The organism is Xanthomonas protegens (genome assembly GCF_038442435.1).
Taxonomy (GTDB): Bacteria; Pseudomonadota; Gammaproteobacteria; order Xanthomonadales; family Xanthomonadaceae; genus Xanthomonas_A; species Xanthomonas_A sontii.
In genome coordinates this window covers 224,973-239,449 of sequence record NZ_JAQJCQ010000003.1, presented here as the reverse complement: position 1 = coordinate 239,449, position 14,477 = coordinate 224,973, and the positions used below count along the sequence as shown (strand labels likewise).

Sequence of the window (14,477 nt, the reverse complement as noted above, 5' to 3'; positions counted from 1 at the left end):
TGAATCGGCGAGGTGCCGTTATGCGGCGGCGCACTCCCCTGCCGGCCGGACGTGGCGCCGGCGCAGCGCATTGCGCGCCACCGCGGCCAGCACGCCACCGCCGAGCCCAGCCAGCAGGGCCGCCGCCAGCACCAGCACCGGGTTGGGGAACGCCGCGCGCGGCGGCACGTAGGTCTCCCAGGGCGCCGAGGTGTCGTAGGTGTAGCGCGTGCCGAGCCGGCCGAGCAGATCCTCGCGCTCGGCCTTGAGGCCGCGCAGCGTGGTGGTCTTCTCCGACAGCAGCATGTTGCCGAGCAATTGCTGCTCGACGCTGCCGCGGCCTTCGCGTTGCTGCTGCAGCAGGCGGTCGCGCTCGGCCTGGGTGGTGGCGATGTCCGCGGCCAGCTCCTGCAGCCGCGCCGTGGCCTGCTGCAGCGGACCGGCCTGGATGCGCCGGTGCAGCGCCTGCAACTGCGCGATGGTAGCCGTGGCCAGTTGTCGCGCCTGCTGCGGCGATTGCGCGCGCAGGGTCAACTGGATCAGGTTGGCGTACGGGTCCGGATCCAGCTTCAGGCTGTCGCGGTACAGCGCGGCCTGGCGGCTGTCCAGGGCCACGCCGGCGCTGTGCAGCACCTGTTCCTGGAACTGTCGGGTCTTGATCCGGTCGATCACCCGCTGGAATGGCTCCAGCTTGGGGTCGCGCCCGGACGGGGTCGGGCCGAACTCGCCGACCTGCACCCAGGCGGTCGCTTGCCACTGGCGGGTCGCGCCGTGCAGGAACAGCGCCGCCAGCGCCAATGCCAGCAGCAGCGGCAGCAGGCACCAACGCCATTCCCGCCGCAGGATCCGCCACAGGTCGATCAGGTAGATTTCGTCTTGGTGCATGGCGGTGTCGGTCATGGCAGCGAGGATCTCGGGGAAACGGAAGGCAGGGCCGTGGACGGCGCGGCGTCGCGGCGGTTCGGCAGCAAGGCGCTGCAGGCGTGCAGCAGCAGGCACAGCGCGACGAAGCCGGCATTGGTCCAGGTGAAGGCCTGCGGCGCGAACGGCGACATCACGCAGGCATAGGCAATGCGCAGGAACACCAGCAGGTTGAACAGCGCCACGCCACGGCCGAGCAGGCGCACGCTCCACAGCAGCGCCGCGTACAGCGCCAGCATCGCCGCCAGCGCGGCGCCGGGGCCGCCGGCCAGCAGGAACGGCAGGAACTCGGTGCCGACATTGATGTTCGGCGCATCCAGCGGGATGCCGGTCCCGGCGGTGGCAATGGAGCCGCTGAGCGGCACCAGTTGGTTGATCAGGAAACTGGCGTTCTCGTAGCCCTTGCTGAGCAGCGCGCCGAAGTTGTACGGGCCGGCGCCGATGTACAGCAACAGCCACTTGATGCCCTGCGGCGCGGCGCGGTACAGCGCGCCGAACGGCAGCGCCACCGACTCCAGCGAGCCCGAGCGCAGCGTGCCCAACAGCGAGAACGCGGCGGCGCCGGTGCACAGCAGCGCCAGCACCCGTTTCCACGGCAGCGGCCGCGCCGGGTCGCGAAGCAGCAAGAGCAACAGGCCGACACTGAACACCGCGGCGAACAGGCGGTTGCGGTCGATCACCAGCACCGGGAAGGTGAAGCCGGCCAGCAGCAGCGCGTTGCGCACGCTGCGCTCGCGCACGCACAGCAGGCCGATCGGCGGCAGGATCCAGCACATGTTCGACACATGCCGCACGTGCGATTGCAGCGGGCTCAGGTCGGCGTAGGCGGAGGGGTTGTGCAGCAACGGGATCGGGAACAGCAGCAGGTCCAACAGGCAGAACAGCCCCACCGCCGCGGCCAGGCCGAGCGCGACGAAGGCCTCGCGGGTGCCGGCGTAGTCGCGCGACCGGAACGCCGCCAGCGGCGGCAGGCGGATGCCGAGCAGCGCATCCAGGCCCAGCGTCGCCAGCGCCACGGCGGCCAGCAGTGCGATGCCGGCGAGATAGCCCGGCGGCAGGTCGAAACTGAGCAAGGTCAGCGCGCAGCTCAGCAGCAGTGGCAGGCCGAAATATGCCGACGGCAGGCGCAGCAGGCGGCTCATCCGCGCTCGGCCAGCGTCGGTTGGCCGCCCTGGCGCAGCCGCGCCAGCAGCGACAGCCATGCATGCGCCAGCAGGTGTCCTCCCAGCGCCAGCGGGCTGCGCCGCAGGAAGGCGATCTTCGCGGCGATGTAGTGCGCCTGCGCGTGCAGCAGGGTGCGGCAGGCCGGATCGAACAAGCGCGCGCGGCGCAGTGCCACCTGCCGCGACTCGGCCAGGTTGGCCAGGCGGCTGGGCAGGTGCCGGGTACGGCTGGCGTTGTGGTCGTGCACGCGGTAGGCGCAGACCGCCACGTCCACGAAGCCCAGGGCGTCGCGCGCGACCAGGCGCAGGAAGAAGTCCCAGTCCTCGATGCGCAGGCCTTCATCCCACTCTGCGCCCGGCTGCAGCGCGCTGCGCCGGACCAGCGCCACCGCCCCGCTCACCGCCCAGTGGCGGATCACCGCGCGGCGGATGCCGGCCTCGCTCAAGTACAGGCGTTTGTCCACGCCGTGCAGGTCGCGCATGCTGCTCTGGTGCACGGTGCGGCCCTGGGTGTCGACCACGATGGCGTCGCCGATCACTGCGGCCTTGTGCGGATGCGCGCCCAGATAGGCCACCTGTACGCCCAGCCCGCCGGGCAGCAGGTAATCGTCGCTGGCCCCCAGGCGCAGGAACTCGCCGCGCGCCATCGCCACCAGGTGGTTGAGCGTGGCGGCGATGCCGAGGTTCTCACGCGGCCAGAAGCGCACGTGCAACCTGTCGCCGTGCTGCGCGATCCACTCGCCGACGCGCTCGGCGGTGCCGTCGCTGGAGCCGTCGTCGACGATCACCAGTTCCTTGTTCGGGTACGGGTCTTCCAGCACGCTGTCCAGGCAGCGCTGCACGAAGCACGCGTGGTTGTAGGCCGGAATCAGCACCGACACCAGCGGCAGCGTCGGCGGGGTATGCGTTGCGTCCATCAGCCCAGTCCTCGCAGGTAGCGGCGCACCACCAGCATGTTGAACGCCAGGTACAGCGCGTAGTTGCAGGCGAACGCGTAGACCGCGCCGATCAGGCCCATGCGCGTGGTGAACAGCACCACCAGGCCGAGGTAGCTGGCGGCGAACAGGCATTCGGAGAGCACGAACAGCCGCGTCATCGCCTTGGCCAGCATCAGGTAGGACAGCACGAAGGAGGCGATCTTGAGCACGTCGCCGAGCAGCTGCGGCGCGTACAGCGGCAGCGCGGCGGCGAAATCGGCGGAGAACAGCAGCCGGGTGATCCAGTCGCGGCACAGGTAGACCGCCGCCGCGGCGAGCAGCACCGCCGGTAGCACGTAGCGGTAGGCACCACGCAGTTCCTGCCACAGCGCTTGCCGCGTATGCAGCGCCGCCAGCTTGGGCAGGTAGTAGACGTTGATGGCGGTGGTGAAGAACAGCAGGTAGGCATCGGACACGCGGCTCACCGCCTGCCAGTAACCGACCTGCTGCCAGCCGAACTGGCCGGCCAGATGATCGCGCACGCCGATGTTCACCAGCAGCGGCAGCAGCGCCGAGGCCAGGGTCATGACCGAGAAGCCGGCCAGTCGCCGCACCATCGCCGGGTCGAAACGGATGCGCAGCATCTCGCGGCGGAAGTACGGGCTGCGTCGCAGCGCCGGCACGCCGGCGCACAGCCAGGCCACCTGCCCCAGCACCAGGCCCAGCAGCGCCCCGGACAGGCCCATGCCGTGCGCCAGCGCGGCCACCAGCAGCACGCTCAGCACCGCACCGGCGACCTGGACGAAGGCCAGCCGGCGCACGTCCATGAAACCGTTGACCACCGCCAGGATGTAGTTGGCCAGCGCAATGCCGAGCTGCGCCACCGCCAGCACGCAGATCAGCGGCTGGTACTGCGCGTCGCCGAGCAGGCGCTCGGCGATCAGGCGGCTGCACAGCAGCGCGGCCACGCCCATCGCGACCGCGGCGACGCAGGCGTAGCCGAGTGCGCTGCCGAGCAGCCGGGTCAGTGCCGGCGCATCGTCGCGGTACTCGGCCACGTACTTGACCACGCCGGCACCGATGCCGCCGCCGGCCACCACCGCCAGCAGCGACATCAGGCTGGTGAACTGGCCGAGCCGGGCCACCCCGGCCGGGCCGGCGTACACCGCCACCAGCTTCAGCACCAGCAACGCGGACAGCAGCTTGGCCGCGGTGGCCACGCCGCTGTACACGCCGCTGCGCAGCACGTTCATGCCGCCACACCACCGAAACGCTGGCAGGCATCGATCACCCGCGCCACCGCCGCAGCGTCCAGGGTCGGGCCGATCGGCAAGCTGAGCACTTCGGCACTCAACTGCTCGCACAGCGGCAGTTGCAGCATCGCCAGCTCCGGATAGGCCGGCTGCCGATGCGGCGGCGTCGGGTAATGCACCAGGCACTGCACACCCTGGGCCTGCAGATGCCGTTGCAGCGCGTCGCGTTGCGCGCAGCGCACCACGAACAGGTGCCACGCGTGCGCCGCCGGGTCGGCCACCTGCGGCAAGCCGATCTGCGGATGCGCGATGCCGTCGAGATAGCGCTGGGCGATTGCGCGGCGCGCGGCGATATCGGCGTCCAGGTGGCGCAACTTGACACGCAACAGCGCCGCCTGCAGCTCGTCCAGGCGCGAGTTCACGCCCTGCACCAGATGCCGGTACTTGATGTCCGAGCCGTAGTTGCGCAGCACGCGTAGTTGCGCCGCAAGGTCGGCGTCGTCGGTGGTCACGGCGCCGCCGTCGCCCAACGCGCCCAGGTTCTTGCCGGGGAAGAAGCTGAAGCCGGCGGCGTCGCCGAAGCTGCCCGCATGGCGACCGTCGCGGCGGGCGCCATGCGCCTGCGCCGCGTCCTCGAGCAGCAGCACCCCATGGCGCTCGGCGATGGCACGCAGTGCGGCCATGTCGGCCAGTTGCCCGTACAGGTGCACCGCCAGGATCGCCTTGGTGCGCGGGCCGATCGCCCGCTCCACCTGCGCCGGATCCAGATTGAAGCTGGCCGCCTCCGGCTCCAGCGGCACCGGCCGCAGCCGGTTCTCGCTGATCGCCAGGAAGCTGGCGATGAAGGTGTTGCCCGGCACCAGCACCTCGTCGCCTTCGCGCAGCCGGCCCAGCGCACGGTAGCCGCGCAGGATCAGGGTCAGCGCGTCCATGCCGTTGCCGACGCCGATGGCGTGGGTGGTGCCGCAGTAGGCGGCGAACTCGCGCTCGAACGCGTCCAGCTCCTCACCGAGCACATACCAGCCCGAATCGATCACCCGTGCCGCTGCGGCCTTGAGCTCGTCGGCATGGCGCGCGTTGCTGGCGCGCAGATCCAGGAACGGCACGCTGACCGGCGGCAGGCTCATTGCAACTCCCAACGGTAGAAATCGTGAACCACCGCGCGCGCGCCGAAGCGCTCCTTCTGCTCGACCAGGCCGGCATTGAGCACCTGGCCGTGCTGCTCGGTGGAAATGCCCAGGCTGAGGAAGTCGCGCTGCGCGTAGACCTGCTCGATCAGCTCGGCCAGCAGCAGGCTCAGCGCATCGGCACGGCGGCCCTGTTCCGAACAGGCCAGGTACTGGGTGTGGACGACGTGGCCGAAGTCGTACACCAGCGTGCCGGCCAGCAGCTCGGCGCCGTCGCGGACTTCATACGGCACGATCTGCGCCGGGAAGCGCGCGCACAACAGGCGCAGTTCCTCCAGGCTGTGGGTCGGACGCGCGTCGTGGCGTTGCAGGACCTCGCCCAGCAGCGCATGCAGCGGCGCCGGGTCGTCCACGCGCTGTACGTGCAGCCCAGCACGGCGCGCCTTGGCCACCGAGCGTTTGCGCGCGGCCGCGAAGCGCGGCGGCGCACGCAGCGGCACCGCCGAGGACAGGTCGCGACGGTAGAGACGTGCCCCCAACCGATGCAGCGCGTACAGGTCCTCCTCCGCCGGGCTGCGGTGGAACAGATGCGGTACCGCCTTGTACAACAGGGTGCGCACGCCGGTGTCGCGGTAATGCGCCGCGATGCGCTCGAATACCTCCAGCGTGGCCGTCGCCCGCAGCGCGTGGGTCGACACCAGGCCGGCATAGCTGAGGCCGGCATGGCTGGTCACGGCGTCGCCGTCGCGATTGGCCGGAAACAGCGCCACCGGCATGCCAGCGTCCTCGACCAGCAAGGAGGCATCGACGAAGCGCGCCGCGTGGTAGTCCATGTAGCCGCGCCGGTGCAGCAGATTGCCGTTGCGCGATGCCTCCACCACGGCATCCCACAGCGGTGCGTCGGCCGCGGTGTAGGCCCTAACCGACAGCATCGGCGTCCTCCCACACCATGCTGGCGGGCAGCTGCGCCTCGGCCACGCCGAAGCCGTCGCGCCCCATGTCGTTGCCGTTGTAGAACAGCAGCAGCCGCTCGTCGTGGCGGATCAGCGCCGGATAGCACAGCGTGCGCGCATCCCAGCCATCGGCCGACAGCGGCAGGCCCAGCGCCGCGTCGCAGCGCTGCCAGTGGCGGCCGTCGTCGCTGAGTGCCATGCCCGGCAGATAGGCGCCATCGCGGCTGCCATGGGTGAAGTACATCAGATAGCGGCCATCGTGCCGGTACACCCGCGGGCGGCCGATACGGTATTCGTCGCCTTGCGGCTGCAGGCAGACGGTGTCCTGCCGCGGGATCGCCTGCAGATCGTCGGTCTCCACGCAGCGGACGTGGTAGCGCGGATACGGCGTGCCGCCGAGCCATTCCCAGCCGTCGCCCACCGCGTACCAGAGCTGCCAGCGGCCAGCGCGATAGCGCGCCGAATGCACCGCGGCAATGGTGCTGCGGCCCGGCGCGCGGTCCAGCAGCGGCGTGTCCTGGCGGCGCTGGAAGGTGTCGCCGTCGTCGGTGGACACCGCCAGGCCGGTGAAGGCCAGGAACTTGGCCTTGGCCACCTGCTGGAAGCCGACATAGAACATGTAGAGGCCGTCCGGTCCATGCACCACGTCGCCGAGGATCATGCCGTTGTCGTCGAAACAGCCGGCGCGGCCGATGTCCAGCACTGGGGCTGCGCTGACGCCGAGCACCCGGGTCGGATCGTCGGCGCGCACGTCGACGTAGCCGATGCGGCTGACCCCGGCGTCGTCGCGAAAGCCGGCGTAGATGCGCAGACGCTCGGCATCCAGCCGCAGCGGCGTCGGCGTCAACGCCGAATGCCGCATCCAGCCACCCACGCCGTCGCGCACGGTGTCGAACACCAATCCACGTTTGTGCCAGGCGAACATGTTCCTCACAGGTCCACGTCGAAGCTGGACTTGCCGGCCACCGCCCGCGCCGGCGCACCGACGTAGATGCGTCCCGGCTCGGTGTCGCGGGTCAGCAGCGCGCCGGCGCCGATCACGTTGTCGGCGGCCACCTTGACCCGATCGCTCAGCGTGGCGTTGACCCCGACGAAGCTGCTCGCGCCGATCTCGCAGTAGCCGGAAATCACCGCATGCGAGGCCACGAACACGTGGTCGTGGATCACCGTGCGGTGGCCGACGTGGTTGCCGCTCCACAGGATGCAGTTGGCGCCGATGCGGGTGAACGGCTGCAGCACGTTGTGCTCGAACACGAAGCAGTGCTCGCCCAGTTCCACGTTGCGCCAGACGAAGGCCTGCGAACTGACGTAGCTGGCCATGCGGTAGCCGCGGCGCTTGGCGTCCAGGTAGAAGCGCGTGCGCAGCCGGTTGAGGCCGCTGGCGGGAATCGCCACGAACACCTCCACCTGCGACGGCGGATACCGTTGCTCGAGTTCCTCGTAGGCCACCACCGGCAGACCGGCCAGGGTCGGCGTGGCCAGGTAGTCGCGCTCCACGCTGAAGGCCAGCACCTCGTAGTCGCTGTCGTGGGTGAAGTATTCGCAGGCGATCTGCGCCAGCTCGCCGGCGCCGACGATGACCAGGGGACGTGCCATGGCTTCAGGCCTCCTGCCGGCGCAGGCCCGCGGCTTCGCGCAGGAACTCGTCGTAGTCGAAGATGTAGTCGGTGGGATCGTAGGCCTGGTCGGCGAGCACCATCAGCACGCAGTCCTCGCTGAAGTCGTAGAGATCGCGCCAGACCATGCTGCCGAGCAGCAGGCCCTGCCGCGGATCGTCCAGCACCACCTGCATCGGGCCATTGCCGTCGTCGAGCAGGAACGACACCGAACCGTGCAGCGCCACCGCCAACTGGTTGAGATGGCGGTGCGCATGCTGACCGCGGTGCACGCCGTTGCGGGTGGCGAACAGGTAGTACACGCGGCGGATGTCGAAAGGCACGTCGCGCTGTTGTTCCAGCGCCACGAGCTGCCCGCGCGCATCGCCATGCGTCCGCAACTGGATTCGTTCGATTGCCATCAGAGTGCCCGACCGGGCTCCACATCGGAGTGTCCAGGCTGAGTGCCGCCGGTCTGCGGAAAGGTTGCGCGAGGCCGACGCGCCGCGCGAGGCAACCTTTCGCCGCAGCGCCGGCACCCATCGACGACCACCGCTGCCGCGATACCCCGCCGGCATCGGGCTGCGCCCCGCTTCGTTACCCCCAAGGACACCGCGTACCGCCATGACCTCGCCCACGCCGGCCGCTCCGAATCCCCCTGTGTCCCCTGCCGCCGCGTCGGCCGCGTTGCCGCGGCCGATGGTGTGGCTGCACTGGCTCACCGTGCTGTGCCTGGTGCTGGCGGCGGGGCTGATCCTGCTGCGCGAAGAGGTCGAAGGCCGCATGTGGCGGCAGTGGCTGCTGGAAGGCCACCGCCACTTCGGCCTGTTCGTGCTCGGCCTGTTCTGCCTGCGCGTCGCGCTGCGGATGCGCCTGGGCAAGCGCCACGACCCGGAGGCCGGTTCGGCGCTGATGCGCCTGCTGGCCGGCGCCACCCACGTGGTGATGTACGCGCTGCTGCTGACCCTGCCGGTGCTCGGCTGGGCGCTGAGCCAATCGATGGGCAAGCCGGTGCATCTGTTCGGCGCGACGCTGCCGGAGCTGGTCGCGCCCGATCCCGATCTCGCCGACACCTTGGGCGCCTGGCACGTGGACGCGGCCTGGCTGCTGCTCGGCCTGATCCTGCTGCACATCGGCGCCGCGCTGTGGCACCACCTCGTCCGCCGCGACGCGGTGCTGCAACGGATGCTGCCGTTCCTGCGCCGCCGCTGAGCCGCGTCTCCCTCCCCCGTTTGCGTCCGTCGCCGCTCCCACCCGCCCGCCAAAGGACTTTCCGCATGCACCAGGCCCCGTCGTCCCCCTCCACCTTCTCCCGCAGCGACAGGACGCGCGGCGCCGAGCAGGCGCTGCTGTGGTCGGCGCTCGGTTCGCTGCTGCTGGTGCTGAGCCCGCGCGCGGCCGCGGTGCCGGCATTCGCGCGGCAGACCGGCTCGTCCTGCGCCGACTGCCACATCGGCGCCTACGGCCCGGCGCTGACTCCGTACGGCATGCGCTTCAAGCTCGGCGGCTACACCGACAGCGACGGCAACGGCACCAAGATCCCGGTCTCCGCACAGCTCACCGCCAACCGCAGCGTGCCGGCGCGCGGCGAGAGCCGCACCCGCTTCAGCGAAGCCGACCTGTACCTGGCCGGACGCATCACCGACAACGTCGGGGGCTACGTCAAGGTCGCCAGGACCAACAACGGCAAGAACGACTACACCACGCGCCTGGACAACGTGGACCTGCGCGCGGTGGTCAAGAGTTTCCAGCTCGGCGGCAAGGACACCCTGCTCGGCGTCAGCGTCAACAACAATCCCGGCAGCCAGGATCCGATCGGCATGCTGCCCAACGCCTCCGGCCTGGGTCCGGCCTCGGCCTATGCCAGTTCGACCACCCTGCTCAACCAGTCGTCGCTGTCCAACCGGGTGATCGGCACCAGCGTCTACGGCCTGTACGACCGCAACTGGTACGGCGAAGTGGGCACCTACACCGCCCTGCCGGTGTCGACCCAGGACGATCTGGGCCACGCCATCGGCGGCGATCCCGGCAAGCTCAGCGACACCGGCTACCTGCGCCTGAGCTACATGAAGGACCTCAAGCGGCAGTTCTTCTCCGCCGGCGTGGTCGCGCTGACCACGCGCCGGCAGCTGCCGCGCGACACCGGCCCGCGGGACGACTTCACCGATCTCGGCTACGACCTCAACTACCAGTTCCTGGGTACCCGCGAGCACATCCTCAAGCTCGGCTACCTCAACATCTACGAGCGCCGCCGCTACGGCAGCGCGCTGATCGACCCGACCAACCCGGCCCTGGCCGGCCCGCGCCGGGCCAGCGTGCGCGACCAGTCGATCAGCCTCAACTACACCTACAAGCAGAGCTACAGCCTGCTGCTGGCGCACTTCATCAACACCGGCTCGGACGATCCGTTCCGCTACCGCCCGTACGGCGCGCCGGACACCACCAGCAACCTGATCAGCGCCTCGTGGGCACCGTTCGGCAAGGACGACAGCTACTCGTCGATTTCCAACCTGCGCCTGTCCGCGACCTGGTTCCGTTTCAGCAAGTTCAACGGCAGCACCGGCAACGTGTTCGGGGCCATCCCGGTCACCCGCCCGCGCGACCTCAACCAGTTCGCGCTGAGCCTGAGCCTCGCTTTCTGATTCCCCCGCACGGAGCTTCCCCCATGAAACGCACCCATGCCCTTTCCCTGAGCACCCTGTTGGCCGGACTGCTGCCGCTGGCCGCCGCGGTGGCGCCGTCCGCGCAGGCCGCCGGCGGCATGCCCGGCGCCGGCGTGTTCGCCAGCGAATGCGCCGAATGCCACAGCGCCGCGCCGGCCAAGAACAAGAAGGGCCCGACCCTGTTCGGCGTGGCCGGGCGCCGCGCCGGCAGCGTGCCCGACTACGCCTATTCCGACGCGATGAAGCAGAGCCAGTGGACCTGGAGCGACGACAAGCTGCGCAGCTACCTGTCGCAGCCTGCCTCCAAGGCCCTGCCCGGCGGCAAGATGAAGTACGACGGCCTGGACGATGCCAAGCAGTTGCAGGACCTGATCGCCTACCTGCACAGCCTGCATTGAACTCGCTGCCCGATCCGGTCATATTCGGCGCCCGACGGGCCGGCCAGCGTGCCGCGCCCGTGCCCGATTCCTGACCTGCGAGCATCGAGTCACCGTGCGTTTTTTGCCTGCCGTCCGCGGCGCCCCGTCCAGGCCACCTGCCGTCGCCCAGCGTTGCAGGACGGGCACCGCGGCCCGGCGGTCAGTGCATCCGTGCGCAGGCGCGGCGCTGGCCCTGGCGCTGGCCGCCCTGCATGCACCGGCGGCGATGGCCGGCGATGTCGGCGGCGCCGCCGGGGTCAGCTCGCAACTGGTCGACCGCGGCATCGCCGTGACCCGCGCTACCCCGACCCTGCAGGGCGCGCTGTTCTGGCTGCCGGCGCCGGGCTGGTCGCTGAGCGGCTCGGCCAGCGTGGCGCTGGACGCGCCGGGCAAGGTGCTGATGGGCAGCGTCGGCCTGTCGCGCAGTTGGACCGTGTCCGACAGCTGGCAACTGCAGGCCGAGGCGCTGCTGTACCGCTACCCTGGCGCACGCGCCAACCGCCTGTTCAACCGCGACGAGGTCAGCCTGGGCTGGAGCTACCGCGACCGGTTGAGCCTGTCGTTGGCCGCCTTCCGCATGCCCGACAGCGGCCTGCAGCAGCGCTGGTATGGGGCGCTGGACCTGACCGCGCACCAGCCGCTGACCGGCCCGCTGTCGCTGTCGGCCGGGGTCGGCGTCAGCCAGGCACCGCCGGCCCTGTACGGGTTGGAGTACACCGCGCACTATCGCTACGGCCACGCCGGGCTGATCTGGACCACCGGGCGCTGGAGCGTGGAGGTGGACCGCGTGTTCGGCAACGCCCGCACCGGGTATGCCGACCGTGGCCTGTGGCCGTGGGTGGCCAGCGTCTCCCGCAGCTTCTGAGTCCAGCGCAACCTTTCCGTGCCGCCCCGGCACATACCGGTGCCCGTTGCCACACCTGCCCCCATGAACGACACCGACCTCCTCGGCGATGCCACCGACCGCATGCTGCTCCGGCGCATGGCTGCCAGCGACCGCGAGGCGCTGACCCGCCTGTACCGCGCCTACCACGGGCGCCTGTGCCGGTTCCTGTCGCGGCTGACCCGGCGCCCGGACATCATCGAGGAAGCGATCAATGACTGCTTCTGGATCGTCTGGCAGAAGGCCGGCGACTTCCGCGGCGATTCGCAGGTCTCGACCTGGATCATGGGCATCGCCTACCGCTGCGGGCTCAAGGCGATCCGCCACCACAGCGACGACGCCATCGACGACGGCGTGGCCGCCGAGGACCACGCCGCGGCGGCCGACCCGGACGAGGACCGCGAGCTGCGCGACTGGCTGGGCAAGGGCCTGGAACGCCTGTCGGCCGACCAGCGCCTGGTGGTGGAACTGGTCTACGGCCTCGGCCACAAGCTGGAAGAGGTCGCCGCGATCATGCAGTGCCCGGTGGGCACCATCAAAGCCCGGTTGTTCCATGCCCGGGTCAAACTTCGCAACGTGTTGCCGGGATTGGCCGGCGATGCGTCCACGCTGACGGAGAGCGCGTGATGAAAACGGGCTTCAACGAGCCGGGCAACGAGTGCGCGCATGCCTGGGACCTGATGCCGTGGGTGCTGCAGGACAGCGCCACGGAAGCCGAAAACGAGTGGCTGGTCGCGCACCTGGCCAAGTGCCGGCACTGCAGCGCCGAGTTCGCCCAGCAGAGCCGCCTGCGCATGGCCATGACCCTGCCCAGCGACGTGCCGGTGGACGCCGAGGCCGGGCTGCAGCGCCTGCTGCAGCGCCTGGACGCGCCGGTGCCGCAAGCGCCGCCGCAGCGCAGCCGCGCCAGTTGGACCACGCGTGCGCTGGTCGCCGCCGCGCTGCTGCAGGCGGTGGGCCTGGGCGTCCTGGGCCTGCGCCTGTCCGCCGAGCACGAGCGCAGCACCGCCTACCGCACCCTCAGCGATGCCGCGCAGCCGCTGGCGGCCGACGCGATCCGGGTGGTGCCGGACGCGCGCATGACCCTGGCCGACTGGGATGCGCTGTTGCGCAAGCTGCAGCTGCGAGTGATCGGCGGCCCCAACGCCGCCGGCGCCTACACCGTGGTGCCGACCCAGGCCGGGTCGCCGGCGCAGCCGCAGCGCAGCGTGCAGCAGTTGCGCGCCACCGCCGGCATCCGCCTGGCGGAGCCGATCGCCGCGCCATGAAGCTGCGTCTCGCCAGCCTGCTCCTCGCCTGCCTGGGCCTGGGCGCCTGCGCCCACGCCGCGCCGGCGGCCGTCGCCGATCCGGCGCCCGCAACGGACGCCAAGGCGCCCAGCCTGGATCCGTCGCCGGCGCTGGACAGCGAGCGCCAGATCGTCCTCGCCGTGGCCAACCCGATGGCCGCGCCGAGCCGCCACGCCGGCTCCAACCTGCTCGGCTACGCCTACGCCCGCTACTACGGCGCCGGCACCCAGGCGGTCGCCACCCTGGACGCGCTGAACAAGCGCTACGGCCTGCGCCAGGTCGCCGGCTGGCCGATCAAGGCGCTGGGGCTGTACTGCGTGGTGCTGGAGCCGGCACCGGGCAGCGACCGCGCCGCGCTGCTGGCGCAACTGGCCAAGGACGACCGGGTGGCGCTGTCGCAGCCGCTGCAGGACTTCGGCACCTACTCGACCGACAGCCAAGCCACATCCAGGCCGGCACCGGCGCAGCCGCTGCGCTACAACGATCCCTACGTGGACATGCAGCGCGGCTTCGCCGCCACCAACGCCGCCACCGCGCAGGCGCTGAGCCAGGGCCAGGGCGTGGACGTGGCGATCGTCGACACCGGCGTGGACACCGCGCACCCGGACCTGCGCGGGCGCCTGCGCAACACCCGCGACCTGGTCGCCGCCGACCCGGGCGCGTTCAACCGCGACCACCACGGCACTGAGGTCGCCGGCATCATCGCCGCCGGCAGCAACAACCACCTGGGCATTGTCGGCATCGCACCGAAGGCGATGCTCGACGTGTACAAGGCCTGCTGGTATCCGCAGCGCCCCGGCGCCGGCGCCGGCTGCAACTCCTTCACCCTGGCCAAGGCGCTGGCGGCGATCGGCGACACCCGCACCCGCATCATCAATCTCAGCCTCGGCGGCCCGGCCGACCCGCTGCTGCGCAAGCTGCTGGAACAGCTGCTGCGCGATGGCCGCATCGTGGTCGCGGCGATGCCGCCCAACGGCCGCATGGACGGCTTTCCCGACGGCATTCCCGGGGTGATCGTGGTGCGCAGCAGCGCCGCTTCGCCGGCGCCGGCGGGCGTGCTCAGCGCGCCGGGCGAGGACATCCTCACCACCCAGCCCAACGGCGGCTACGACTTCACTTCCGGCTCGTCGATGGCCACTGCCCACGTCAGCGGCGTGGTCGCGCTGCTGCTGGCGCTGGCGCCGCAACTGGACGCGCGCAGCGTGCACGACCTGCTGCTGCGGACCAGCCGCACGCGCGACGGCCAGCTGCAGGTCGATGCCGCCGCCGCGGTACAGGCGCTGCCGCGCAGCGCTCCCCTCGCCCGCTGAAGGCC

At 70.8% G+C, this 14,477-nt stretch carries 16 protein-coding genes; 7 read left to right on the top strand and 9 right to left on the bottom strand.

From position 1 onward, the window contains the following. Positions 1-18 precede the first annotated feature (18 nt). Genes PIQ37_RS06005 through PIQ37_RS05965 form a run of 9 tightly spaced genes read right to left on the bottom strand, consistent with a single transcriptional unit; the run spans position 19 to position 8,330 of the window. The gene (locus PIQ37_RS06005; protein WP_342072750.1) at positions 19-864 is read right to left on the bottom strand and encodes a Wzz/FepE/Etk N-terminal domain-containing protein; all 846 of its coding nucleotides are present in this window, start codon (positions 862-864) and stop codon (positions 19-21) included. 11 nt (positions 865-875) lie between these two features. Next, positions 876-2,042 carry a hypothetical protein gene (locus PIQ37_RS06000; RefSeq protein ID WP_342072749.1) on the bottom strand — a complete coding sequence of 389 codons (1,167 nt, stop codon included), beginning with the start codon at positions 2,040-2,042 and terminating at the stop codon, positions 876-878. Further along, complete coding sequence (locus PIQ37_RS05995; protein ID WP_342072748.1) at positions 2,039-2,980, bottom strand: glycosyltransferase family 2 protein; 942 nt, start codon at positions 2,978-2,980, stop codon at positions 2,039-2,041. Before PIQ37_RS05995 ends, PIQ37_RS06000 begins: the two co-directional genes overlap by 4 nt. After that, positions 2,980-4,233, bottom strand: coding sequence for an O-antigen translocase (locus PIQ37_RS05990; protein WP_342072747.1), 1,254 nt, complete (start codon positions 4,231-4,233; stop codon positions 2,980-2,982). Before PIQ37_RS05990 ends, PIQ37_RS05995 begins: the two co-directional genes overlap by 1 nt. Further along, a complete protein-coding gene (locus PIQ37_RS05985; protein WP_342072746.1) occupies positions 4,230-5,360 on the bottom strand; it encodes a DegT/DnrJ/EryC1/StrS family aminotransferase in 1,131 nt (376 codons plus the stop codon). The genes PIQ37_RS05990 and PIQ37_RS05985 overlap by 4 nt, the downstream gene beginning before the upstream one ends. Beyond that, positions 5,357-6,292: a GNAT family N-acetyltransferase gene (locus PIQ37_RS05980; RefSeq protein ID WP_342072745.1), complete on the bottom strand. Its 936-nt coding sequence runs from the start codon at positions 6,290-6,292 to the stop codon at positions 5,357-5,359. The genes PIQ37_RS05985 and PIQ37_RS05980 overlap by 4 nt, the downstream gene beginning before the upstream one ends. Continuing rightward, positions 6,279-7,238, bottom strand: a complete 960-nt coding sequence (locus tag PIQ37_RS05975; protein ID WP_342072744.1) for a glycoside hydrolase family protein — start codon at positions 7,236-7,238, stop codon at positions 6,279-6,281. Before PIQ37_RS05975 ends, PIQ37_RS05980 begins: the two co-directional genes overlap by 14 nt. Positions 7,239-7,243: 5 nt before the next feature. Beyond that, complete coding sequence (locus tag PIQ37_RS05970; protein WP_342072743.1) at positions 7,244-7,909, bottom strand: acetyltransferase; 666 nt, start codon at positions 7,907-7,909, stop codon at positions 7,244-7,246. A gap of 4 nt (positions 7,910-7,913) precedes the next feature. Next, positions 7,914-8,330: a sugar 3,4-ketoisomerase gene (locus PIQ37_RS05965; RefSeq protein WP_150409103.1), complete on the bottom strand. Its 417-nt coding sequence runs from the start codon at positions 8,328-8,330 to the stop codon at positions 7,914-7,916. A gap of 277 nt (positions 8,331-8,607) precedes the next feature. Between PIQ37_RS05965 and PIQ37_RS05960 the strand changes: the two genes are divergently transcribed. The 7 genes from PIQ37_RS05960 (at position 8,608) to PIQ37_RS05930 (ending at position 14,472) form a co-directional block, all read left to right on the top strand. Beyond that, positions 8,608-9,120 (top strand): cytochrome b, encoded by a 513-nt coding sequence (locus tag PIQ37_RS05960; RefSeq protein ID WP_017916198.1) that lies wholly within the window; start codon positions 8,608-8,610, stop codon positions 9,118-9,120. Positions 9,121-9,185: 65 nt separating this feature from the next. Beyond that, a complete protein-coding gene (locus tag PIQ37_RS05955) occupies positions 9,186-10,550 on the top strand; it encodes a cytochrome C (protein ID WP_342072742.1) in 1,365 nt (454 codons plus the stop codon). Positions 10,551-10,573: 23 nt separating this feature from the next. Beyond that, complete coding sequence (locus PIQ37_RS05950) at positions 10,574-10,969, top strand: c-type cytochrome (RefSeq protein ID WP_295862675.1); 396 nt, start codon at positions 10,574-10,576, stop codon at positions 10,967-10,969. Between the two features lie 184 nt (positions 10,970-11,153). Further along, positions 11,154-11,855 carry a hypothetical protein gene (locus PIQ37_RS05945; protein ID WP_342072741.1) on the top strand — a complete coding sequence of 234 codons (702 nt, stop codon included), beginning with the start codon at positions 11,154-11,156 and terminating at the stop codon, positions 11,853-11,855. Between the two features lie 63 nt (positions 11,856-11,918). Next, a complete protein-coding gene (locus PIQ37_RS05940) occupies positions 11,919-12,500 on the top strand; it encodes an RNA polymerase sigma factor (protein ID WP_017913785.1) in 582 nt (193 codons plus the stop codon). Beyond that, positions 12,500-13,141, top strand: coding sequence for a zf-HC2 domain-containing protein (locus tag PIQ37_RS05935; protein WP_342072740.1), 642 nt, complete (start codon positions 12,500-12,502; stop codon positions 13,139-13,141). The genes PIQ37_RS05940 and PIQ37_RS05935 overlap by 1 nt, the downstream gene beginning before the upstream one ends. Further along, positions 13,138-14,472, top strand: a complete 1,335-nt coding sequence (locus PIQ37_RS05930) for a S8 family serine peptidase (protein ID WP_342072739.1) — start codon at positions 13,138-13,140, stop codon at positions 14,470-14,472. Before PIQ37_RS05935 ends, PIQ37_RS05930 begins: the two co-directional genes overlap by 4 nt. Positions 14,473-14,477: the final 5 nt, after the last annotated feature.